21 protein-coding genes, 1 other RNA gene and 1 riboswitch are annotated in these 25552 nt (G+C 31.1%); of the genes, 15 read left to right on the top strand and 7 right to left on the bottom strand.

Annotation, left to right across the window (positions count from 1 at the left end):
- Nucleotides 1-3: 3 nt before the first annotated feature.
- Complete coding sequence (locus LGK95_RS17950; RefSeq protein ID WP_226126287.1) at nt 4-885, top strand: DNA-3-methyladenine glycosylase family protein; 882 nt, start codon at nt 4-6, stop codon at nt 883-885.
- A gap of 70 nt (nt 886-955) precedes the next feature.
- Complete coding sequence (locus LGK95_RS17945) at nt 956-1669, top strand: TVP38/TMEM64 family protein (RefSeq protein ID WP_226126286.1); 714 nt, start codon at nt 956-958, stop codon at nt 1667-1669.
- A gap of 32 nt (nt 1670-1701) precedes the next feature.
- Here LGK95_RS17945 and LGK95_RS17940 read toward each other — a convergent pair whose 3' ends face one another.
- Nucleotides 1702-2379 carry a TIGR01906 family membrane protein gene (locus tag LGK95_RS17940; RefSeq protein ID WP_226126285.1) on the bottom strand — a complete coding sequence of 226 codons (678 nt, stop codon included), beginning with the start codon at nt 2377-2379 and terminating at the stop codon, nt 1702-1704.
- 313 nt (nt 2380-2692) lie between these two features.
- Between LGK95_RS17940 and LGK95_RS17935 the strand changes: the two genes are divergently transcribed.
- From LGK95_RS17935 to LGK95_RS17910, 6 genes are all read left to right on the top strand, one after another.
- Complete coding sequence (locus tag LGK95_RS17935) at nt 2693-2980, top strand: co-chaperone GroES (RefSeq protein WP_226126284.1); 288 nt, start codon at nt 2693-2695, stop codon at nt 2978-2980.
- 67 nt (nt 2981-3047) lie between these two features.
- Nucleotides 3048-4673 (top strand): chaperonin GroEL, encoded by a 1626-nt coding sequence (groL, locus tag LGK95_RS17930; protein ID WP_226126283.1) that lies wholly within the window; start codon nt 3048-3050, stop codon nt 4671-4673.
- A gap of 167 nt (nt 4674-4840) precedes the next feature.
- Nucleotides 4841-4938: riboswitch (purine riboswitch) on the top strand.
- Nucleotides 4939-5094: 156 nt separating this feature from the next.
- On the top strand, nt 5095-6549 hold the full coding sequence (gene guaB / locus LGK95_RS17925; RefSeq protein ID WP_226126282.1) for an IMP dehydrogenase: 1455 nt from the start codon (nt 5095-5097) through the stop codon (nt 6547-6549).
- Between the two features lie 35 nt (nt 6550-6584).
- Complete coding sequence (gene guaA / locus LGK95_RS17920) at nt 6585-8114, top strand: glutamine-hydrolyzing GMP synthase (protein ID WP_226126305.1); 1530 nt, start codon at nt 6585-6587, stop codon at nt 8112-8114.
- 460 nt (nt 8115-8574) lie between these two features.
- Nucleotides 8575-8835: a hypothetical protein gene (locus tag LGK95_RS17915; RefSeq protein WP_226126281.1), complete on the top strand. Its 261-nt coding sequence runs from the start codon at nt 8575-8577 to the stop codon at nt 8833-8835.
- Nucleotides 8836-9152: 317 nt separating this feature from the next.
- On the top strand, nt 9153-9671 hold the full coding sequence (locus LGK95_RS17910) for a hypothetical protein (RefSeq protein ID WP_226126280.1): 519 nt from the start codon (nt 9153-9155) through the stop codon (nt 9669-9671).
- 214 nt (nt 9672-9885) lie between these two features.
- On the opposite strand, the gene LGK95_RS17905 is transcribed toward LGK95_RS17910, so the two are convergent.
- Entirely contained in the window at nt 9886-11166 is a 1281-nt protein-coding gene (locus LGK95_RS17905; RefSeq protein ID WP_226126279.1) for a glycosyl hydrolase family 18 protein, read from the bottom strand.
- A 276-nt stretch (nt 11167-11442) separates the two neighbouring features.
- On the opposite strand from LGK95_RS17905, the gene LGK95_RS17900 reads away from it, so the two are divergent.
- The 7 genes from LGK95_RS17900 (at nt 11443) to ssrA (ending at nt 20339) form a co-directional block, all read left to right on the top strand.
- Entirely contained in the window at nt 11443-12792 is a 1350-nt protein-coding gene (locus tag LGK95_RS17900; protein ID WP_226126278.1) for a glucose-6-phosphate isomerase, read from the top strand.
- Nucleotides 12793-12796: 4 nt separating this feature from the next.
- On the top strand, nt 12797-13237 hold the full coding sequence (locus LGK95_RS17895) for a YaiI/YqxD family protein (protein ID WP_226126277.1): 441 nt from the start codon (nt 12797-12799) through the stop codon (nt 13235-13237).
- Nucleotides 13238-13549: 312 nt separating this feature from the next.
- A complete protein-coding gene (locus LGK95_RS17890) occupies nt 13550-15556 on the top strand; it encodes a triple tyrosine motif-containing protein (RefSeq protein WP_226126276.1) in 2007 nt (668 codons plus the stop codon).
- 113 nt (nt 15557-15669) lie between these two features.
- On the top strand, nt 15670-16386 hold the full coding sequence (locus LGK95_RS17885; RefSeq protein ID WP_226126275.1) for a pseudouridine synthase: 717 nt from the start codon (nt 15670-15672) through the stop codon (nt 16384-16386).
- A 493-nt stretch (nt 16387-16879) separates the two neighbouring features.
- Complete coding sequence (gene rnr / locus LGK95_RS17880) at nt 16880-19090, top strand: ribonuclease R (RefSeq protein ID WP_226126274.1); 2211 nt, start codon at nt 16880-16882, stop codon at nt 19088-19090.
- A gap of 214 nt (nt 19091-19304) precedes the next feature.
- Complete coding sequence (smpB, locus tag LGK95_RS17875; protein WP_226126273.1) at nt 19305-19772, top strand: SsrA-binding protein SmpB; 468 nt, start codon at nt 19305-19307, stop codon at nt 19770-19772.
- 215 nt (nt 19773-19987) lie between these two features.
- Nucleotides 19988-20339, top strand: a transfer-messenger RNA (tmRNA) gene (gene ssrA / locus LGK95_RS17870).
- A gap of 184 nt (nt 20340-20523) precedes the next feature.
- Here the strand turns inward: ssrA and LGK95_RS17865 are convergent.
- From LGK95_RS17865 to LGK95_RS22520, 5 genes are all read right to left on the bottom strand, one after another.
- Complete coding sequence (locus tag LGK95_RS17865; RefSeq protein WP_226126272.1) at nt 20524-20829, bottom strand: hypothetical protein; 306 nt, start codon at nt 20827-20829, stop codon at nt 20524-20526.
- Between the two features lie 90 nt (nt 20830-20919).
- Nucleotides 20920-22389 carry a glycoside hydrolase family 32 protein gene (locus LGK95_RS17860; RefSeq protein ID WP_226126271.1) on the bottom strand — a complete coding sequence of 490 codons (1470 nt, stop codon included), beginning with the start codon at nt 22387-22389 and terminating at the stop codon, nt 20920-20922.
- On the bottom strand, nt 22382-23803 hold the full coding sequence (locus LGK95_RS17855; RefSeq protein WP_226126270.1) for a PTS transporter subunit EIIC: 1422 nt from the start codon (nt 23801-23803) through the stop codon (nt 22382-22384). The genes LGK95_RS17860 and LGK95_RS17855 overlap by 8 nt, the downstream gene beginning before the upstream one ends.
- Nucleotides 23804-24031: 228 nt before the next feature.
- Nucleotides 24032-24997 carry a LacI family DNA-binding transcriptional regulator gene (locus LGK95_RS17850; protein ID WP_319001940.1) on the bottom strand — a complete coding sequence of 322 codons (966 nt, stop codon included), beginning with the start codon at nt 24995-24997 and terminating at the stop codon, nt 24032-24034.
- A gap of 33 nt (nt 24998-25030) precedes the next feature.
- Nucleotides 25031-25153: a hypothetical protein gene (locus LGK95_RS22520; protein ID WP_264174598.1), complete on the bottom strand. Its 123-nt coding sequence runs from the start codon at nt 25151-25153 to the stop codon at nt 25031-25033.
- Nucleotides 25154-25552 lie beyond the last annotated feature (399 nt).

Below are 25552 nucleotides of genomic sequence, written 5' to 3'. Positions count from 1 at the left end.
ATTATGGATTATAAAGGAATTGAATTATTTAATGAAGGTATCATTATAAAGAGTGTAGAGAACTTTGAATTAGACCATATATTTGAATGTGGGCAATGTTTTAGATGGAACAAACAAACTAATGGGAATTACATAGGAGTAGCATACGGTAAGGTAGTAGAGGTAGAAAAGAAGGATACTGATGTAAAAATATATAATATAAATGAGGAAGAATTCAATGATTTTTGGTGTGATTATTTTGATCTTAAAAGAAATTATACAGCTATTAAAGATGAGTTTCAAAAGGATCCTCTTCTTAAACGATCTGTTAATTTTGGTCATGGCATTAGATTACTTCAGCAGGAACCTTTTGAACTTACTATATCTTTTATAATTTCTTCAAACAATAGAATTCCAATGATAAAAAGAGCTATAAACAATTTAAGCAAAAAGTGGGGTAAAGAAATAGAATATAAAGGCGAAATGTATTATACTTTTCCGACGGCCGCTGATTTAGAGAAAGCGTCTATAGAAGATATTCAAAGTTGTAGTCTAGGGTTTAGATCTAGATATGTAAAAGATTCAGTACATAGAATATATACCGGTGAAGTAAATCTTGAATTTATTAAATCTCAAGATGATGATATCTGCCATGAAGAATTAAAAAAACTTAATGGTATAGGTCCAAAGGTTTCGGATTGCATTATGTTATTTTCTATGCAAAAATATTCTGCTTTTCCAGTGGACGTATGGGTTAAAAGGGCAATGCAATTTTTTTACTTGGCACCAGATGTGTCACTGCCTAAAATAAGAGCTTTTGCTAGAGACAAATTTGAAAATTTTGCAGGATTTGCACAACAGTATTTATTTTATTATGCAAGAGAAAATAATATTAAAATAGAATAAATTAATAGAAATTAAGCAAGCTAAGCATTAATGACTATTGCATAATATAAGATGAAGAGGATGAAAAACTATGAAAAGAATATGGAATTTTATTATGGTGAAGGGATCAAAACATAAACAACATATAATAGCATTAGCAGCATTGTTGTTTTTCATATATATTGGATATGAATATTATTTCAAGTTCTCTTATATACTAATGAATCCAAATATATTAAAAGAAGTTGTTCTTTCCTATGGTAATTTTAGTATTTTGGTTTTTATTCTCATGCAGATTTTACAAGTAGTTGCTTTTTTTATCCCAGGGGAATTTATACAAGTTGCTGGAGGATATATTTTTGGTGCGTATCTCGGCGGAATAATATCTCTAGTGGGTATTACCTTAGGAAGTTTAATGGTTTATTTTATTGCTAACAATTATGGTAAGCCTTTTGTAGATAAATTAATCTTAAAGAAGGAAGTTAAATTTTTTAAGAAAATATTGGAAGTGGGAAGTAAAAAGGTTGTTATATTCATGTTTTATTTAATTCCAGGAATACCTAAAGATGCACTAACATATATATGTGGTGTATCTAATATATCGCTTAAAGATTTCTTTATATATTCAACAATAGGTAGAATTCCATGTATATTTATTTCATCTTACTTTGGAGAAAAAATATACGCTAAAGATTTAACGAGTTTAATTATTATAGGGATAATTATGAGTATATTATTTGTTCTAGGAATTTTTAAAGGCAATATTATAATTAAGAATATGGTTAGAAAGAGAAAGATTTATTAAAAGTTACTAAAATAAATCTTCCTGAATAAATATTATAAAGAGTGTAACTTTATATATATACATCTCAATATAGTACTGCTTATAATTATTAAAATAATTATTAATATGGCGCAATGAAAGAAAAAAGTTTGCGGTAAAATTGTTATTATTGGGTCAGATTGAATATCAAATAACCAATAATCATTATTGAAGAAAATATGATGAAATGTTGTGAAGCTTTTATCAAAATCAATTAAAAAAGGTATAAGTAAAACTATAGGTATAATAATAAGAAAATTGGAACTAGTTAACAGGTACTTTATTGTTTTACGTCTCTTATTTATTATTATACCAATAGCACTAATTAATATGGATAAAACTAGCATTACCTTAAGTTTATCAAATATAATTTTAACTTCTTTAAAGTGAATTTTACCATGATCAGAGGATTGTAGTGTTGGAAGATTAAATTCTGTCAATTTATTCTGAGTTAAATATGTTATTACATAATTGTAATTAGCCTTAAGTTCATTTTTATTTATATTGGTTGATTGCTCAATATTTAATATATTAATATCCATATAGTATAATGGCTTAAAAAGCAAAGTAAAATATACACTTAAAACAATAAAAGAAAAAGTAAAACATATAATAAAAAATGTTTTAAATGAAAACTTAAAAAAAGAATTTAGAGAGAAACAATTGATATTCAATTTATTTCTAGTATTCATAAAATCACCTCTGATAGTAATTTTAACAATAATTAGAAATATATTCAATAGTTATCAAAATGTATAATATAAATAATTAAAATGAAACAATATTAAATAATTATAGTAAATTATAGTAAATTAGAGAAAAACGATAAAAATGAGTGCTTAATAGACGTATAATGTTTATTTAACTATAAATGGGATAATATATGGAATATATAAACTTGATATTATACCAAATATAAATTATCATGTAAGGTATAGATCATGTTAGCACTCAAAAGTGTTGAGTGCTAACAAAAGCAATAAAAATATATGAGGAGGGGTTTAAATGAACATTAGACCACTTAGTGATAGAGTATTAATAAAAAGATTAGAAGCAGAAGAAACTACAAAAAGTGGAATACTACTTGCAGGAGCTTCAAAGGAAAAACCACAAGAGGCGGAAGTAGTTGCAGTAGGACCAGGAAAAGTTGAAGATGGAAAAGAAATTAAAATGGAAGTTAAAGTAGGAGATGTAGTATTATTTTCTAAATATTCAGGAAGTGAAATAAAATATGATGGTATTGAGTATATCATATTAAAACAAGAAGAATTGTTAGCTATAATTGAAAAATAATTTTAATTAAGCGTAATAACAATTAAATAAGTTTTTATTTAATTGTCAGCGTATAGGAGGGTTTTGAATGGCTAAAAATGTATTGTTTGGAGAAGAAGCAAGAAGATCTATGCAAAGAGGTGTAGATAAACTTGCAAATACCGTTAAAATCACATTAGGACCAAAAGGTAGAAATGTTATTTTAGATAAGAAATTTGGATCACCATTAATAACCAACGATGGTGTTACTATAGCTAGAGAAATAGAATTAGAAGATGCATTTGAAAATATGGGAGCACAGCTTGTTAAAGAAGTTGCTACAAAGACAAATGATGTAGCAGGAGATGGAACAACTACAGCTACATTACTTGCTCAAGCTATAATAAGAGAAGGATTAAAAAATGTTACAGCTGGAGCAAATCCAATGTTAATAAGAACTGGTATAAAAATGGCTGTTGATAAAGCAGTTGAAGAAATTAAAAAAACTTCTAAACCAGTTAATGGTAAGGAAGATATAGCTAGAGTTGCATCTATATCAGCTAGTGATGAAGTAACAGGAGCTCTAATTGCTGATGCTATGGAAAGAGTAGGTAATGAAGGTGTTATAACTGTAGAAGAATCAAAATCTATGGGAACAGAGTTAGATGTTGTTGAAGGAATGCAGTTCGACAGAGGATATCTAAGTCCTTATATGGTTACAGATTCAGAAAAAATGGAAGCAAACCTTGAAGAAGCTTATATTTTAATAACAGATAAGAAAATTACTAGCATACAAGACATACTTCCAATACTTGAGCAAATTGTTCAACAAGGAAGAAAATTATTAATAGTTGCTGAAGATATTGAAGGTGAAGCATTAGCTACATTAGTTGTTAATAAACTAAGAGGAACTTTCACTTGCGTAGCTGTTAAAGCTCCAGGTTTTGGTGATAGAAGAAAAGAAATGCTTCAAGATATAGCTATCCTAACTGGTGGAGAAGTTGTATGTGAAGAATTAGGAAGAGAATTAAAAGATGTTACTTTAGAAATGCTTGGAAGAGCAGAAAGTGTTAAAATAACTAAAGAAAATACTACCATAGTTAATGGTAAGGGTGACAAGATTACAATCAAAGATAGGGTATCTCAAATTAAAAAACAAATTGAAGATACTACATCAGATTTTGATAAAGAAAAATTACAAGAAAGACTTGCTAAACTCGCTGGTGGAGTAGCTGTAATTAAAGTTGGAGCTGCTACTGAAACTGAGTTAAAAGAAAAGAAACTCAGAATAGAAGATGCTCTTGCGGCTACAAAAGCAGCTGTTGAAGAGGGAATCGTTCCTGGCGGTGGAACATGTTATATTAATGCTATTGTAGAGATTGCCAAATTAACATCAAACATACCAGATGTTCAAGTTGGGATTAACATAATAACAAGAGCTCTAGAAGAACCATTAAGGCAAATAGTTACAAACGCCGGAGCAGAACCTTCAGTTATAATAGAAAAAGTAAGAGAGAGCGCTGGGGAAGTTGGATATGATGCTTTGCACGGAGTATTAGTTAATATGAATAAAGCAGGGATTGTTGATCCAACTAAGGTTGTAAGATCAGCACTTCAAAATGCAGCATCTGTTGCAGCGACATTCTTAACAACAGAAGTAGCAGTTGCAGATATTCCTGAAAAAAATCCAGCACCAATGGGCGCACCAGGAATGGGAATGGATGGAATGTACTAAGAGTAATTTAAGTAATAATTGCTATATATAGAAATTTATTAAAATAACATATATATAGAAAAGTAAAAGTTAGCTAGGGTCTACTCTAGTTAACTTTTTTTATCTAAATATGTCACATTAAGAATTATCCATTGACAAATCATTAAACATTAACTATCATGATAATAATATGAAAACAATGTGTAACTCATATATCCCTTGAATATGGCAAGGAGTATCTACCGGAAGCCGCAAATTTCCGACTATGAGTAATCTTAGTGTGAACCTATTTTTGTGCATGCTAATTTTACTTTAGATAAGGTAGGATTAGTATGCCTTTTTATACTTTATACCTTATTTTAAAATGCTGTATATATAAATATTTTTATGTTAACTATAAAAAGAATATACTTAAAATAGAATTGTGAAAGGGTGTTGAATAATGGCAAAAATATTAAAAAAAGCGTATACCTTTGACGATGTATTGCTAGTTCCAAACAAGTCTGAAATATTACCTAAAGATGTTAGTCTAGTTACATACCTTACAAAAAAAATTAAACTTAATATACCTCTAATGAGTGCTGCAATGGACACTGTTACTGAGTCTAGAATGGCTATTGCTATGGCTAGAGAGGGCGGAATAGGGATTATACATAAGAACATGAGTATTGAGGACCAAGCCATTGAAGTCGACAGAGTTAAAAGACAAGAAAATGGTGTAATTACGGATCCTTTCTTTTTACATCCAGATAATATTTTAGAAGATGCTTTAGAACTAATGAGTAAATATAGAATATCAGGAGTACCAATAACGATAGACGGTAAGTTAGTTGGAATAATTACTAACAGGGACATAGTTTTTGAAACTGATTATAGTAAGAAAATTAAAGATATAATGACGAGTAAAAATCTTATTACTGCACCAGAAGGAACAAATATGCAGGAAGCCAAGGATATTCTTAAAAAACATAAAATAGAAAAGTTACCTTTAGTAGATAGAGAAAATTATTTAAGGGGACTTATAACTATAAAAGATATAGAGAAAACTATAAAATTTCCTGATGCAGCTAAAGACTCTAGAGGAAGATTATTATGTGGTGCAACTGTTGGTGTAACTTCAAACATGATGGAACGTGTAGCGGCACTCGTAAAGTCTTCAGTAGATGTAATAACTATAGATACAGCTCATGGACATTCTTTAGGAGTACTAGATGCTGTACGTAAAATTAAATCTGTTTACCCGGAACTTCAGATAATTGCAGGAAATATTGCAACTGCTGCAGCGACTAAAGATTTAATTGAAGCAGGTGCAGATTGTGTAAAAGTTGGAATAGGTCCTGGATCAATTTGTACTACAAGAGTTGTAGCAGGAGTAGGTGTTCCACAACTTACAGCGGTTATGGACTGTGTTGAAGAAGGAAATAAATATGGAGTACCTGTTATAGCAGATGGCGGTATTAAATACTCAGGAGACATAGTTAAGGCATTAGCAGCAGGTGCTAAAGTGGTAATGATGGGTTCTATGTTTGCAGGTTGTGAAGAATCTCCAGGTGAAATGGAAATATATCAAGGAAGAAGTTATAAGGTATATAGAGGTATGGGTTCTCTAAGTGCTATGGCTTGTGGAAGTAAGGACAGATATTTTCAAGAAGGAAATAAAAAACTAGTTCCAGAAGGCGTAGAAGGAAGAATACCATTTAAAGGCAGTGTTATAGACACTATATTTCAGATGATAGGTGGTATACGTTCTGGAATGGGGTATTTAGGCTCTGAAACACTAGAGAAATTGTTTGAGACTTCAACCTTTGTTGTTCAGTCTTCAGCAGGACTTAGAGAAAGTCATCCACATGATGTATCAATTACAAAGGAAGCACCAAATTATAGTGTAAATAGCTAATTATAAGGCTTAAATATACAGGAGGAAAAACATTGATTAATAGAGAATTAGTTTTAGTAGTTGATTTTGGTGGTCAATATAATCAGCTTATTGCAAGAAGAGTTAGAGAAAATAATGTTTACTGCGAAATAATACCATATACACGCACTGTTGAAGAAATAAAAAATATGAATCCAAAGGGAATAATATTTACCGGTGGACCTAACAGTGTATATGCAGAGGGTGCTCCAAAAATGGAAAAAGGAATATTTGAGTTAGGTATTCCTATTTTAGGGATATGCTATGGTGCTCAATTAATGGCACAAGCTTACGGTGGAGAAGTTATAACACCTAATGTTCGCGAATATGGAAAAATAGAAGTTGATTTACATAAAGATGCTATTATTTTTACAGGAATAGAAGAAAATCAATGTTGGATGAGTCATACAGATCATATCTCAAAAGCTCCAAAAGGATTTGAGATAATTGCAACTACTAAAGATTGTCCTGTAGCAGCTATGGCTAATGTTTCTAAAAAACTCTATGGAGTTCAGTTTCACCCAGAAGTAAAACATACTCTTTTTGGCGAAGCAATGCTTAGAAAGTTCCTATATGATGTATGCGAAGTTAAGGGTGATTGGTCAATGTCATCATTTGCAGAAGAAAAAATTAAAGCTATAAAAGAAATAGTTGGAGACAAAAAAGTGCTTTGTGCTCTTTCTGGTGGTGTAGATTCTTCAGTTGCTGCAGTGCTTGTACATAAAGCAATAGGAGATCAGTTAACTTGCGTATTTGTAGATCATGGTCTTTTAAGAAAAGATGAAGGAGATCAAGTTGAAAAAATGTTCAAGGGCGAATTTAAAATGAACATAATAAGAGTTAATGTTCAGGACAGATTCTTAGGTAAGCTTAAAGGAATAAGTGATCCAGAGACAAAGAGAAAGATAATTGGAGAAGAATTTATAAGAGTTTTTGAAGAAGAATCTAATAAACTTGGACAATTAGATTTCCTTGTTCAGGGCACAATATATCCAGATGTAGTTGAAAGTGGTACTTCTACTTCTGCTACTATAAAAAGTCACCATAATGTTGGAGGACTTCCAGAAGATATGCACTTCAAACTAATAGAGCCTTTAAGAGAATTATTTAAAGATGAAGTTAGAGCAGTTGGAGAAGAAATTGGAATTCCTCATTACCTAGTATGGAGACAACCATTCCCAGGACCAGGACTCGCTATAAGAGTGCTTGGAGAAATAACACCTGAAAAATTATTTATAACTAGTGAAGCAGATGCAATATTCAGAGATGAAATAGCTAAAGCAGGACTTGAGAGTGAAATATGGCAATACTTTGCATGTCTACCTAACATCCAATCCGTTGGAGTTATGGGAGATGAGAGAACATATTGTCATACAGTTGCTCTAAGGGCTGTAACTAGTTCTGATGGAATGACTTCTGATTGGTCTAGAATACCATATGATGTATTAGATAAGGTTTCAAGGAGAATTGTTAATGAAGTTAAGGGAGTAAACAGAATTGTTTATGATATAACTTCAAAGCCACCTTCGACTATTGAGTGGGAATAGGTCGTTTAGGTCTGAAACCATTGAAGAGCCTAGATATATAAATATGATAAGTTAATTAAAAGTGGTTATGAAGGTTGCTATTAAATTAGTACTTCATAACTACTTTTTTTGTATTTACCGAGGATACAGTTTAGAAAGTTTTAAAATACCTTAAGTAAAGTTTTAGGAGGCATTTAAAGAAATTCTAACAGATGACGAGCTTAATATACGATTAAGCTAATGGCTAACAATAGCTAACTATATATATATACTATTGGCTTATGTATTATTTATGTCGAATAATATATAATAGAATCTATACTTAGTGATTTATTTTATAATAGTGTAGAGATAGAAGACTCCAAATTTAGAAATGTGGAGAAGGAGTTTTATTAATTCAGTCATCTGCATGACATTCCCAAGCTACTAAAGTAAATGAATTATAAATTCAATTACAAAATAAAAAATAGGGGGAATTAGAATGCCATTAACAGGTAAAAAACATCTTGATGATTTAACAAAGCAACCTAATAAAAGCTACTGGAATCTAAATGAACATCCTAGCAAGGACATGAAAGAGTTAAGAAGCAATGATGGTAACTACTGGTATTATATTAATACTAAAAATAAAGAGAGCATAGAGAAGGCAATGGAAGCCGTTAGAAAGCTATTCGTGTTGTCAGTGGTATATAAAGAAGAAGGTATTGCTATACTGGAATCCATGTTAAAGGTATTGAAATAAAATTTTTAAAGAATAAATAAACTAATGATAAAATTGAAGTTAACAATGGGTCTATGGCGATCTATAAATTTCTTGTATTTTGAAAATACAAGATTAACAGACATACAAAATTAATAATTAGTAATATATAAGAGGCTACCTTGATTGGTAGTCTTTATTTTATTTCTAATAATAAGTGATGTTGTAATGAAAAAAACATGTTATAATATACAATATAAGTTAATTTAAATTTTATAATTTAAGCTTAATTATAGCCTTAGATTAAACACGGTAAACAGTGCAGATTAAAAAATCAGTTATTAAGGGAGGAATCATTGATGAAAGAAATGAATAAAACTGAGTTAAAAAAAATGGAAGATAACGTGTTAGAATTTAAAAACAAATTAGAAAAGTTTCACTTAGATATAAATTCTGAAAATCCAATGCAGATTATATTAAAAGGGAATCTTTATATAGAATATGCGTTGAGAGAAAGGCTAAAGAAGCACCTTAAGAATCCAGAAATTTTAGAATGTGATAAGTTGGCATTTAATCAGTTGGCAAAATTAGTATTTTCATTAGGGCTGCTTCCGCTTGATATATTTGAAACAGTTATGGAAGTGAATCATATAAGAAATTCATATTCTCATAATCTTAAGTATAATTTTAATGAAGAAGAGTATAGAAAGCTTGAAAATACATTTTCACCTGATTTCAAGAATATATATTTATCTTTTTTGAGAACACATAAATACCCAATAAATACGTTAATAAAATTACAGACTGCTATATTTACAATATGGCAATTAATAATAAACAGATATAATGTGATAGAAAATTTTAATGAAAATATGTGACTTCGACGAGTAGTTCTATATTAGATATCAAAGTGGTTACGATTTTTATAAAATTCTAATATAGCACATTGATTTGGGATAATAAAAATACTGCACTTAGGGGGAACCCAGTGCAGTATTTTTATAAAGCATATATTTTATTATTGTAAGGTTGGTATATTTAAAGTATTGACCATATTTCAGATCTCATTCATTTTATATAGAAAAACTCAAATTAAAGCAATTTCTTTATATCGTATAGTGAATTTTGAACTAGCCAAGCTTGAGGGAAGTATTTACCGATTGTCCAATAACTAACTCCACCTAAATTATATTCATTAGCAGTTCTAAGTTTCACGTTCATGCTCCTTGCATCTTCAAACCAAACTACATGTTTTTTACCAGCAGAATCATAATAGTTGAAAAATGGAGCTTGAGAGGTATAGTCATATTGAATAGCTGCATTTACCTTCAGTGCAAGATTTACTGCTTCTACATTACCGAGTGCTGTTGCTGAAGTGCCTTTTACGTAAGGCAAGGTCCAATCGTAACCATAATTAGGTATTCCCATGAAAATCTTTTTACTTGGAATTACAGTTACTGCGTAGTTAAGAATTTTTCTTACTTCATTAATTGGAGATACTGCAAGTGGTGGACCAGCGGTATAGCCCCACTCATAGGTCATTAGTATAACGTGATTTACAAGAGCTCCATGGACTGGGTAATCATGAGCTTCATAAAGCAACCCTTTTATATCACCAGATGGTTTAGGAGCTAATGCCGTAGTAACAGGATAGCCTAAAGGTTTCAATTTATTTACGGTTTTACGCAGAAAATTGTTATAGTTTTCTCTATCTTCGGGATAGATGTATTCCAAATCTATATCTAAACCGTAGTAATTTTTAGTTTTCAATGTATTAATTATGTTATCTAATAATGTATTTTGTATATTTTCATTCGTAAGTATGGTATGAGCTAATGCGCTATCAAAGCCACCACCCTCTCTTAAATTTGTAATTACCATCATAGGAGCTACTCTAGCCCTCCTAGCAGCTTGTATTAAAGGAACATCATTAATGCCTTTTAGAGATCCATTCTCTTGCACTTGATAACTAAAGATACTCAGATATGTGAGGTTTGGAAGAGTTTTTGCAAGAACATCCATATTAGTACCAGGAAGAGCATAAGCATTAACTTCAAGAGAACCTAATTTTTGAGTCGAGGAGGGTATATTAATAATTTCCCCAGGGTAAATTATAATAGAACTATTAAAAATAGGATTTGCTGCATACAAGTTTGCAATAGTTACGCCATACATTTTAGCTATCATGTATAGTGATTGACCAGCAAGGATTTTGTGTTTTCGAGTACCTTGTAATATAACAAGTGTTTGGCCTACCACAAGTTGAGTTGGGTTTGTAAGTTCATTGTCAGAAGCAATCTTATTATATGAAATTCCATATAATTTGGATATCTCATATAAATTTTCACCTTTTTTTACAACATGTATAATCAAAAAAATCACGCCTCATATAGTAATATATTTTAATATATGCAACAGAATACTAGGGAGTACGTATTATATTTATTTATTTACAACAAAATATGTTATAAATAACAAATTTTATTAAAAAACTTGATTTATTATCTTTAATAAACTAAAATTATTTTATGTTGTTTTAATAGTAACTTAAGCGTAGAAGTTGGTTTATAATTATTATCGACAACAGATGAATACAAAAGCAAAACAATTATTAAATATTTGCTTTATAGTATACAAGGAGGAATATTAATGGAAAAGATTTTATCTTTAGATTTGAGCAAAACAATTCCATATTTGGCTGAGCATGAGATTTCTAATTTTCAACCAATGGTATCTGCCGCACATAAAATGCTTACAGATAAAACAGGTGCTGGTAATGATTTCTTAGGATGGATAGACCTTCCCCTAAATTATGATAAAATGGAATTTGAAAAAATTAAGAAGGCTGCAAAAAAGATAAGAAGTAATTCGGAAGTCTTGATTGTAATAGGAATAGGTGGATCTTACCTAGGATCTAGAGCGGCTATAGAAATGTTATGTCATAGTTTTCATAACAGTCTTTCAAGCGAAAAAAGAAAATCACCAGCAATATATTTTGCTGGAAATAATATAAGTTCAACATACATGGCTGATTTAATTGATACAATTGAGGGTAAAGATGTTTCTATAATTGTAATATCAAAATCAGGAACTACTACTGAACCAGCTATTGCTTTTAGAATATTCAAAGGTTTATTAGAAAAGAAATATGGTAAAGAAGGAGCAAAAGAAAGAATTTTTGCTACCACTGATAAAGCAAGAGGAGCTCTAAAAAATTCAGCAGACGCAGAAGGTTATGAAACATTTGTTATTCCGGATGATGTAGGAGGGAGATTCACAGTGTTAACAGCTGTAGGACTGCTTCCAATTGCAGCAGCGGGTATTGATATCGATGAAATGATGAAGGGCGCAGCGGATGCAAGAATAGCTTACAGCAATGAAGATTTAAATAAAAATGATTGTTATAAATATGCAGCAGCTAGAAATGCACTATATAGAAAAGGCAAGGTTACGGAGATTTTAGTTAACTATGAGCCAGCACTTCAATATTTCGGTGAGTGGTGGAAACAACTTTATGGCGAAAGTGAAGGAAAAGATCAAAAGGGAATATTCCCAGCAGCAGTTAATTTCTCTACAGATTTACACTCTATGGGACAGTATATTCAAGAAGGCGTAAGAAATATATTTGAAACAGTTATAAATGTTGAAAAGCCAAGAACAGAATTTGTAGTAGAAAAGGACAATAAAGATTTAGATGGATTGAACTTTTTAGCAGGAAAAACTATGGATTTTGTAAATAAAAAAGCTTTTCAAGGAACAGTACTTGCTCATAATGACGGGGATGTACCTAATATAATTTTAAATGTACCAGCATTAACAGCATATAATTTTGGACATATGGCTTATTTCTTTGAAAAGTCTTGTGCAATTAGTGGATACTTGTCAGGTGTAAATCCTTTTGATCAACCAGGTGTTGAAGCGTACAAGAAAAATATGTTTGCTCTTCTTGGAAAATCAGGTTACGAAGAACTCAAAGCAGAACTTGAAAAAAGACTTTAGATAAATGAGAATTATTGTAGATGCAGATGGATGCCCTGGTAAACATCTTATAGAAAAAGCAGCTAAGGAAAACTCTATAGAGCTTATTATGTATTGTGATATTAATCATGTTTTAAATAGTGATTATGCTTCAATAAGGTATGTTGATAGTGGGTTTCAAAGTGTTGATATGAAAGTAGCTAATGAGGCAAAATCTAAAGATATAGTAATAACTCAAGATTTTGGGGTAGCTGCTATGGTTTTAGCCAAAGGCGCGTATGCGATGGGACCTAAAGGGCATATATATGATGATGGCAATATTGATAAATTGTTATTTGAAAGGCATTTGTCTAGTAAGTTAAGACGGAGTGGGGGCAAAACCTTTGGTCCTAAAAAACGAACAAACGAAGACGATGATAAGCTTTATAACAGTTTAATTAGGCTTATTCTAAAAGCGCAAAGCTAATATAAAGAAGATTTTTGTTAGACATAGAATATATAAAATAGACTAGTAACGTTGTTACTAGTCTATTTTCATAAGTTTGAATCAGTATTAAATTTATAATACTATATTTAATACTATAAAAAACTATAATATACAATATATTACTATATTAAATTAAAATGATAAAAAATTATGTCTATAAATAAAAGAAAAAAATTGAAGCATACACTGTTACAAATAATGGAATTATAGTATAATATAACAGTATAGAGGCTAATTTTTTAATAATACTTTTGTATTGTTTAGCTTATTTATAAAGGTAGGTGAATTTATATGAATGAAATGAACATAATGTTTAGCTTAGAGAATCCTAAGGAAAAATATAAAGAAATTGAAATAAGTGTTGAAAATAAATTAGAAGATAATTTAAACTATAAATTTCTTGTAGGAATGGATGGAACGTGGACTACTTTGAAGAAATTAAGTGGAGCTAGTGAAGCTATGTGGAAACCAGAGACAGATGGTAAGTACTCAATAATGGTACAAGCTAAAAGAAAAGAAAGTAACAAGCCCTTTGATTTTATGTCAAAAATAGATTATATAGTAGGAGAGATTGAAGAGAAGTTAATAAATGATATTTACATAGATAAAACAGAAATAATGATAGGTGAAAAAATTACCTTAACGGTTGACGCCATAAAAAATCCTATTATGTATAGATATTGGGTGCGCGAGCATGAAAATTGGTTACTTATAAAAGATTATACACCAGAGAACAAATTAACCTGGGCTTCAAAATATTCTGGGAAGCAAGAGTTTTTGGTAGAATGTAGAAACATAGACTCGGAAAATACATTTGATGACTTTATGAAATTGCCATTTAATGTACAAGCCATTCAATCTTTAGAAATTGTTAGTTTTAAATGCTTAACTGAGGATATATTAGAAGAAGCAGAACTAGTTTTCGAGGTAGAGGCAAACTATGAGGATAATAGAATGGTTTTATACAAATTTGTTAAAATTGATTCTAATGGAAATGCTATATGTATACAAGATTATTCAACTAAGAAACTAATTAGTTATGTTGAAAAAAATAAAGGTGATTATAAGCTATTATGCATGGCAAAGGATATGTATTCACTTCATGAATTTGATGATAGAGCATTAATTCATTATAGTGTAAACCCTTATGATGAAATAACTATACGGAGTTTTACTAGTGATTTAAGTTCGCCGCAGTTATGTGATACTCCTATTGTTTTTAAATGTATTGCGAGAGGCGGGAAAGAACTATTGTATAAATTTAAGATCGATGGAGAATGCCCAGAGGATTTTGGTTATACTAGAGATAATAGCTATTTATGGACACCAAAAGAAGCAGGCGAATATAAAGTAAATTTATGTGTTAAAGATTCATCTTTTCAAGGTGATTATGAGAAAAAAAATAACTTGAATTTTATAATTGATGATATTGGTAATGTAAATGTGGTTATTGAGGATATAGTAGTAGACACGAAAGATATTGTACTTATAGGTGAAACTGTAAATGTTAAAGTTAAAGCAACAGGGGGAACTTCATTAAGATATAGTTTTATAGTTTCTCAAAATGATAAAGAAAAAGAGAAAATTGAATTTGGAATGCGAGATTTTGTGAATTTCACGCCAGAGGAAAAAGGCAAATTCAAATTGGAAGTAAGGGTAAAGGATAAGTACTCTAAAAGGGATTATGATAGTCATGCAGTAGTATATATCCAAGCCTTAGAATGTATTCCTGCCCAAATAGACTACGTTCTAATGCCTACAAAAGATTACTTTATGGTGGGAGATACAATTTCTCTCCAAGTTATATCTGAAAATACAAAGGATACTCTTGTAAATTTTGTTTTAAAAATAGATGGTCATTTAGTAGAACAAACAGATTTTGTTGAACATAAGAGTTATGAAATAAAACCTAAATGTAGTGGGAGATATGTAATAGAGCTATTAGCAAAAAGTAAAATGAGTACAGTTGAATATGATAGTAAAAGAGAGATAAAAATACATGTACATGAAACACTACCAATAACAGACACAAAAATTTTGTGTGGAGCATCAAACTTTAGGGTTAATGAAACGATAACACTTGTTGCGCAAAGTATGGGTGGTAAGGAAGTCTTATATGAGTTCTATCTTATGGAAAAAGGCGACTGGAGCTTAGTACAAAAATTTAGCATAAAAAATGATTATATTTTTATGCCGTTTACTAAAGGTAATTACAAAATGCTAGTATTATCAAAAAGCTCTTATAAGAGTATTTCATATGAAGATTATGATATAATAGAGATAGAAGTAAAAGAATAAATATAAAACAGCTTTTAAAGGCTGTTTTTTTTATGAGTCAAGGATTTTATATATTTTATATATTGTATATATTGTATATGAAGTTTTAGAAATAGCTGAGGAGATGAATAGATATGGAAAGAATAGATAAAATATTGTCTAATTTAGGTCATGGAACAAGGAAAGAAGTAAAGGCATTACTTAAAAAAGGCCTTGTAGAGATAGATGGAGTTATAGCGTCAGATAGTGCTACGAAGGTTGACCCAGATAAAGCCGTAATAAAGGTATCAGGAGAAGAAATTAATTATAGAAAATATATATACCTAATTATGAACAAACCTGCTGGTGTGGTTTCTGCGACTGTAGATAAACATGATGAAACTGTAATAGATTTAATAGATCATGAATATCATGCGTTTGATCCATTTCCTATAGGTAGGTTGGATAAAGACACAGTAGGATTACTTCTAATTACTAATGATGGTGAATTAAATCATAAATTAATAGCACCTAAAAATCATGTTAATAAAGTATATTATGCTGAAATTAATAAATTTGTAGATGCAGGGAATGTAAATACCTTTAAGAAAGGTGTTGTAATAGATGATGGATATAAATGTATGCCGGCTATATTAGATATAATAAATGCAGATGAAAATGGATCTGAAGTATTGATTACTATTCAAGAGGGTAAATTCCATCAAGTAAAAAGAATGTTTGAGAGTATTGATAAGAAAGTTGTATTTTTAAGAAGAGTTAGCTTTGGTCCATTGAAATTAGATGAGGATTTACTTGAAGGACAATGCAGAGAATTGTCGGAACAAGAGATAAGTTTATTAAAAGAAATTTAATTTAGACAAAAATATCGTAAAATAGGTAAGAGTAAATAAAACATGAATAAAACATCCTTATTTTAAAAATTATTTACAACCAAATTAGTGGAAACACTTGCAAACATTAATCAAATTTAATATAATTAAGATGCAAAGATAAATAAAGAGATAAATAGCCCCCTTTTTATTTATTATAGAGCAGCCCGACCCCAAGGGCTGTTTTATTTTGTATAAAAAAGTCGATTTCTGTGAAGAAATTTTTATATATCATGTTTCGACAAAGATGCCCACATTAAATAGAACTATTTAATGTGGGCATCTTTTATTGGATATAGGGAAGTATATAAGTACATAGTATATACTAGATGTATTTTTTAGATTATAATAAAGTGAGCAATTATAGAAACACAAGAAAAGATTAACATAATAATGAGAAAAAAATAAAGTGAAAATAAATATTTTTTAGGGAAATATAAAAAATATAATATAAAAATATGTAGGAGGAAACTTGATGAAGATAAAAGAAAACTTAATGAGCTTTATGACAGAGGAAGCATACAAACCTATGAATATAGGAGAACTTTGTAGAGTGTTTGATATTAGAAAGAAAGATATTAAAGGTTTTGCAGCAGTATTAGCCGAGATGGAGATAGATGGTGATATAGTTAAAACCAAAACTGAATATTATGGTATCCCAGAGAGGATGGGTCTTGTAGTTGGTAAATTCCAAGGTCACCAAAGAGGGTTTGGATTTGTAATAGCAGAAATAGAAAGACCGGATATATTTATCCCCGCAGATAACGTAAATGGAGCAATGAATGGTGATAAAGTTCTTGCGAAAGTTTTAAAAGAAGAAAATAAAGGTAAAAAATGTGAAGGCGAGATTGCAAAAGTAATAGAAAGATCTAATAAAACAATAATAGGAATTTATCAGGATAGTAGTAACTTTGGATTTGTAGTAGCTGATGATAAGAGAATAGCTCAGGACATATTTATTCCTAAATCAGAAAGAAGCGGTGCTAAAACAGGTCAGATAGTAATAGCTGAAATAACTCAGTGGCCAGAACAAAGAAGAAACCCTGAAGGAAAAATTATTGAAATCCTTGGAAACAAAGGGGATACTGGCATTGATATATTAGCCATAATTAAAAAACATAAGTTGCCAGAAGAATTTCCACCAAATGTAGAAGCATATGCTGCCAATATAAATGAAGAAATTCCAGAAGAAGAATACAAGCGAAGAACAGATTTAAGAGACTTACGAATGGTAACTATAGATGGAGAGGACGCTAAAGATTTAGATGATGCTGTGTCTATTGAAGTATTAGCTAATGGCAACTATCGATTAGGGGTCCACATAGCAGATGTTTCTCACTATGTTAAAGAGAAAAATACCTTAGACAAAGAAGCTTTTAAAAGAGCAACCTCAGTATATCTAATTGATAGGGTTATACCAATGCTACCTAAAAAATTATCTAATGGTGTTTGTAGTCTAAATCCTAAAGTGGAAAGATTGGCACTTAGTTGTATTATGGAAATTGATAAAAACGGCAAAAGTATAGATCATGAGATAGTAGAAAGTATTATAAAAACTAATGAGAGAATGACTTATACTGATGTTACTAAAATTTTAAAAGATAAAGATGAAGAAACAATTAAAAAGTATGATTACTTGTATGAAGACTTTAAACATATGGAAGAGTTATGTTCTATTCTTAATAAAAAGAGAATGGGAAGAGGAGCTATAGATTTTGACTTTGATGAATGTAAGATAATATTAAATGAATTTGGAAAACCTGTAGATATTGTACCTTATGAAAGAGGTATTGCAAATAGAGTTATTGAGGAGTTCATGTTAACAGCAAATGAAACTATCGCTGAGCATATGTTCTGGCTAAACGTGCCATTTGTGTATAGAATTCATGAGGACCCGGATGAAGAAAAATTAATGCGCTTTAGTGAATTTGCACATAACTTAGGATATGCGGTAAAGTGGGGAAATGAAGTACATCCTAGAATGCTTCAGGATATACTAAAGAAAGTTAAAGGGAAAAAAGAAGAGATGGTGGTAAGTACTTTATTACTACGTTCTATGATGAAAGCAAAATATTCTCCAGAATGTGTTGGGCATTTTGGCTTAGCAGCCAAGTATTACTGTCACTTTACGTCACCAATTAGAAGATACCCTGACTTAATGATCCACAGGATAATTAAAGAGGTTATAAATGGAGGGTTAAGTGAAGCAAGAACGGAAAGATTACAAAAGGAAGTAGAAGTAGCATCAAAACAATCATCAGATATGGAAAGAGTAGCCATGGAAGCTGAAAGAGATGTTGATGACTTAAAGAAAGCAGAATACATGAGTGAGAGGATTGGAGAAGAATTTAATGGCATTATTTCTTCAGTAACTAATTTCGGTTTGTTTGTGGAACTCCCTAATACTATAGAGGGATTAGTCCATATGACTAGCCTCGATGATGACTATTATGTCTTTGATGAAAGACACTTAACGCTTATTGGTGAGAGAACTAATAAAACGTATAAATTAGGAGAAGAGGTAAAGATTGTAGTTAGTAAAGTTGATTTAACCTCTCATGAAATTTATTTTGAAATGGTTGAAGGGGTCGATGAAAAGGAAGTCGAGGAAGAAAAGAAAGACAATGAGGAAATAGAAGAAGAATACTCAGCTAGTGATCTAGATAAACTTATAAAAGAAGATTAGACAAAAGAGGAAGACTATGTCTTATAATAAAAAAAGCATAAATGAGAAGAGGTGTAATTACCTCTTCCATTTATTATATTTTGGGAATTTAATGTTAAAATATAACATGCATTATTGAAAAAGAAGGTATAGTATAGTATAATAATATATGTTATATATAGTATAATAATTTGAATTTCTTATACTATTTAATAAGAATAAAGCAGGTGAAATTATGGCAAAAGTAACAGGTAATAAAACATTAGTTGAAAATAGAAAAGCGAGACATGATTATTTTATAGAAGAAGCAATGGAAGCTGGAATAGCGCTTGTTGGAACAGAGGTTAAGTCTATTAGGGCTGGAAAAGCGAATTTAAAAGATAGTTACGCTGATGTTATAAATGGTGAAGTATTTATTAAAAATATGCATATAAGCCATTATGAAAATGGAAATCAATTTAATACTGATCCATTAAGAGTTAGAAAGGTATTGCTTCATAAGGAGCAAATAAATAAACTAGTAGGATTTACTGCTCAAAAGGGTTATACACTAGTTCCATTGTCACTTTATCTTAAGAATACCAAAGTAAAAGTTAATCTTGGGGTTGTTAGAGGTAAGAAGGACTACGATAAAAGAGATGCATTGCTTGAAAAAGATGCTAAGAGAGACATGGATAGACAAATAAAAGAAAGAATGAGATAACAAGAAATAATACACTAAAACCTGATAATATTAGTACTTGAAAAAGCATATAATATGGTGTATCATTATGTCTATACCCAGTAGATAGTAATAAAATAATAATTGATATCGTAATTGATTTTAAATTAAACAAATATATATTTTATAGTATATATGCAATAGTTTTTGTATATTATTGCTAAGCAAAGGATTTGAATTAAATCTTTTGACAATATGGGGGCGTACTTGGTTTCGACGTGGGTACGTTGCATCGAGGAAGCGAGCCGAGGGAACCTATGGACCCGCGTAAAAAACTATAGGAACAATTTAAACGCAAACGATAATTTAGCACTAGCAGCTTAGTCTGCTACGTCTTACCTTTGATTACCGCGACTTAGGATAGGGCGCCGACAGCGGTGAACCGAGTCCGGGAAAGCTTTGACCTGGAAACGGAAATTATGAAGCTACTAAAACTTAAACCCGGTCAGTAGGGGTTAAGTAGAGGGAATGTTAAATTATTGACTACGCTCGTAGACGCCTAGGTGTTGCTGCTTTCGGACAGGGGTTCGACACCCCTCGCCTCCACCAGTAAAACCCTCGACTAATTAATTTTAGTCGAGGGTTTTCTTATGCTTTGAAGTAGAGGAGTAGAGTTATGATAAAGATCCACAAGTAAGCTTGCTTTTCAGAGATAGCAAAAGAATTTTCAGAACAATATGGTAAATGGTACAGTAAAAGAAATTTGTTTAGATTGATTAAATTTTATGAATCATTAGACCACAGTGCTTCCAGTCCAATATTGAATTCCTTGCGGCTCGCCTGTCATTGCGTTCAAAGTTTCCTCATCATAATGAACTAAGTCTGTGGATGTTGCCTTCCCCCACCAAAACATATGATACTTACCTTGATAATAAAGAGAACCACATACATCTCCTATCCAACCAGAAGATGGACTAAAATGAAATTGTCCACGGTATTTTTCACCGTAGGTAGTGGCAAATGAATAGTTCGTCATAAGTATCAATGTAGTAAGGACGATTACAACCGATAAGGTTAAAATCATCAATTTCTTTTTCATCACTGTAAACTCCTTTCAGAAACTTATTCAAAATTTTTGCCCTTATTACCTTTTTTAGTTGTTCATCCAGAACCCATTCTAACCCTGATTTTAGGACTTAACTGCTTGATAGTAACCAATTTCACCTATAGCTTCCCAGTCAAAGATGACGTCATGGTGTTGGGTCGTCATGTTAAAGGTACGAAAAGCAAATGATTTTTCACCTTCATTGATAAAGATTTCTACAAAACTATTATCAACAAATACATCAACTTGATATCTATTTTTATTTAATCCTGTGGCTTTTCTAATTTCCCCATTTTGTACATCCACAGGAATGTCCAAATTAGATCGATCCACAGAAATTTGGTCCTGCTTAAAATCGAATTGTAATTTCCAATAGTCCTTTGAATAACCAAATTGAATTGACATCTCATCTTGATGATCAGAAACTTCAAAAGTAAGGTGATAGGTATTAGACTCTGTCGTTATCTTTGCATTATGGAACAGTTGTTTCTTTTTAAATTGTTCCAGTAACTCAGGAACAACGAAATGAGTTAACCGATTTTGTTTTAATTTTAGTTCATATGGCATAGTTAATCCATGTTTCCACATATCTTTATCGGAAGGAAGTTCTTGTTCCCCACATCCAAACCAAGCCACCATCATTGGAACATTATTCTTACCATAAAATGATTGCGTAGCATAAAAATCAAATCCTGAATCCACTTCATCACTATATTCCTCATAAAAAACTTTATTTACTAAATCTAATTTTCCAACCAAGTATACCGTAGAAAATTGATTTTGATAACGAGTTTCTTCTTTTTCAAGTCCCATCGATGAAATAATTAATACATCTTTTCCTTCAACTTGAATGAGACTTGGACATTCCAGCATATAACCTTTATCAATTGGAAGGTAAATGATTCCTTGATATACCCAATCAATTAAATCCTGACTAGTATAAAGCAATAACTGACCTACCTCATGCTCATCTTTTGCCCCTAACAACATATAATAACTTCCGTCTCGTTCAAACACAAATGGATCTCGTATTTCTCCTGACATTCCTTCTGGTGCTCCATCAATAATCGGGTTATTTTTTGACTTTTGAATAACACCTGCTTTATCCATAATGGACACTGCCTGTTTAGGAATTTTACCTTGAGGTGTTTTATAATTTGCGGTATAAAATAGATACAATAGATCGTCTTTTTCAATGGAATTACCAGAGTAGCAGCCATTCTTTTCATACTCTTGATCCGGAATAAGTGCAATTCCTTTATCTTCCCAATGAACCAAATTACTTGACTTACAATGTCCCCAATGTTTCATGCCGTGATTTGGTTCAAATGGAAACCATTGATAGAAAAACTGGTATTGCTTATTAAAATAAGCAATACCATTGGGGTCATTCATCAATCCTGTTTTTGGATAAAGATGATAGTGAGGTAAAAAAGGACTTTTTTGCACGAAATTTTCTAATTGTTTTAAATAAGATATATGTTTGTCTTGTAAATAGGTGTAAGGCTCAAATGTTTGGAATTCTATTTCATTTTTATAACTTCTCTTATTCATGTGCTCCTGGCACTCCTTTTAATTTATCGTAAATTAATAGCAAAATGATAGTCAATGTAAAGGCGACTATATTTCCAATAATGTAATGAATCATAACAGGAGGATTTACAATAGTCACACCTGGAATACCCGTTAATCCGAAACCAAGGGCCTTTACGCCAAAAATTCTCATATAAGCTCCACCAAAACCTGCACCAAGTACCGCACAAACAAAGGGGATAATCGAATCTTTTATGTTTACGGCGAAAATAGCGGGTTCTGAAACACCTACCAGTGTTGGCACAAAACTAGATATCGCTATTTCTCTTCTTTTTGATTTTTTCTTTGCTAATAAAAACATACCTACGCAAGCTCCACCTTGAGAAATAATCGATACTGCCCACAAAGGTTGTATATAATTAAACCCTGTACTGGCAATCAATTGAGCTTCTATGCCTCCAATGGCATGATGTGTGCCTGTGATTACGAGTGGCTGTAAAACTGCGGCAAAAACAAACGCTCCCACGATTCCACCTTTTGTATACAATAACTCAATAATAAATCCTAAACCTGATGCAATAACATCTCCTAAAGGTCCAAAAACTAAGAAGAGTGCACCTGCTGACGCAATAATTGTTAACGTTGGTACTAGAATAAAGGATAATATCTGAGGTACTCGTTTAGTAAGGAACTTTTCAAACTTTGCTAAGAATAGAGAAGTTAGGATAGCTGGGAAAACACCACCTTGGAAGGCTACTTCAGGAATATTGATTCCTAAAAAGTTCCAATAATTTACATCGGGCAATTTCCCTTGTAAATAATCAAAACGATTTCCTAATTCAGGATGAATAAGGACTATCCCGATAATAATACCTAAAACTGGATTTCCACCAAATCTTTTTGTGGCTGAATACATAATAAATACGGGTAAGAAATTTAAACCGGTTGCAATAATATTAAAAAATGAAGATAGATCACTAGCCCATTTGTAAGTATCAGCTAAAGTTGATTCTAAACCAAATAATCCACTCGTCATAAGAATTGCACGAAGGCCTAATATCATGGCACAACCAACAATTCCTGGAATCAACGCAACAAAAATATCTGAAAAAGCTTTAAACATTTCTTGTAATTTTCCAACATTTTTCTTACCTTCTGTTTTAACGTCTTCTAAAGAAGATTCTTTGATACCTGCTTCTTCAACAAATGCCGCATAAACCTGGTCGACTAAACCAGTTCCAAAAACGACCTGCAATTGACCACTATTAAAGAAAACACCCTTTACTCCTTCAATGTTTTCAAGAACTGTTTTATCATATGTTGATGTATCTTTTAACACGAGGCGAAGTCTAGTAACACAATGAGCAGCGCTTGCGATATTATCTCTATCTCCAACATTTTCTAAAACTTCTCTTGCAATTTTGTTGTAATCCATATCTACACTCCTTAATATTATTTATTGGAACGTTCCATTAATTTCATTATAATATAAATTTTTCCAAAATACAATGTTTTTTTGAAAACGAATTCATTTATTTTGAAATCGTTTTTACAGAAGTCTTTTTATACAGAAGTCATTTTTCTTAAGTTTAAAAAATAGCTCAAAAAAAGATTGTCTGATAATCAAATCATCAACCAATCTTTATAACTTTCCATAAATATTTTAGTTAGATTTAGTAGTTTTTAAATCAAGAAATGTTACAGGGAGGACTATACTAGTCTTTTGTTTATCTTTATTAACAACAGCAATTAGAAGATTAACCGCTTCTTCTGCAATTTTCTCAACAGGTTGACGAATAGTTGAGATTTTCAACTTTTCTGTTGCATAGCTTTGAGATCCATCAAAACCAATTAGTTGAACATCCTCTGGAATAGCAATTCCCATATCCATCAATGCATCTTGACAATAACTTGCATAACGATCTGTAGCACAAAAAATACCATCAAATTGTTTTTCTTTTATAAACGCTTCTTTCAAAAATATGGCTATATCCTCGTGGAATGCTGCAGAAGAAGTCTTTGGACTAAATATCTCATAATCCTCCTTTTGTTCTTTACAAGCTTCTTCAAAACCTTTTTTTCTAGCTATCAAAGCATTATTACCATCCACTTGTCTCGTTATGTGAAGAAGTTTTTGACAACCTTTTTTTATTAGTTCGTTTACAGCCATTTTCCCCCCACCCTCATTGTCACTTGTCACATACGGAATATCGTCATTATAGTAACGCTCAATAGCGACATATGGTATTTTAGAAGTTAGATAAGGCATAATATCACTGTAAGATATTGAAATAATACCAAAAACTTTGTTTTGTTGGGCGATTTCAAGATATTCTATTTCTGCACGATAGTCATCTTGGGAGTTACATAATATCAATTTCATTCCTTTTTGTTTTAATTTCATTTGCAATTGGTAAGTTAACTCTGAAAAAAATGGATTCCAGACAGTGGGCAAAATAAACACCACATTACTAGATTTATTTGTTTTAAATTCTCGCGCAGCTACATTAGGGATATAGGCTAATTCTTTAATAGCTTCTTCTACCTTAATACGGGAAGCTTCTTTTATGCTCACATTATTAATATAATTTGAAACGGTTCCTCTAGAAACCTTTGCTCGCTTTGCCACATCATTCATATTTGCCATAGTTTATTCCTCTTTTCAATCACTAGTATATTTATTTTTAATCTTACTATCTTTTATCATCATTTTAATATCTCTTTCATATTTCATATTATCATAACTATTACTAACGACAATTCTCATAGCAACAAAGGGATTCAAAGATATGATATAAAATCTATATCAAGAAGGTAACTTCCATTGCATACTTTTATATTAACATGCTCGTTAGAAACTGTCGAAGACCATTGTATAATGTTGTTCTATCAATGGACAGTGATATTGTTAGAGATGGTACGCCTCCACCATAAAAGAACAACAAGTTTGATACAATGGAAAGCCCTTGAAATTCAAAGGTTTTCGTTGTTTTTTTGGCGAAAGTGCAAGGTGAAATTATGCTCGGACCATTAGCTTTTGGGTTAAATTAAAATAAATGCACACCCCCTATGGATTGAACTGAACCATGGTTAATGGACACTAAAAATAAACCCCTACCATAGAATATCTTGAATTTACGTAAGCTGACACCGTTTTTCATATGGTGTCAGTTTTGTTTTTAGT

Source organism: Clostridium algoriphilum, assembly GCF_020443705.1.
Classification (GTDB): Bacteria; Bacillota; Clostridia; order Clostridiales; family Clostridiaceae; genus Clostridium_AD; species Clostridium_AD algoriphilum.
This window is presented reverse-complemented; position numbering and strand designations above follow the sequence as displayed.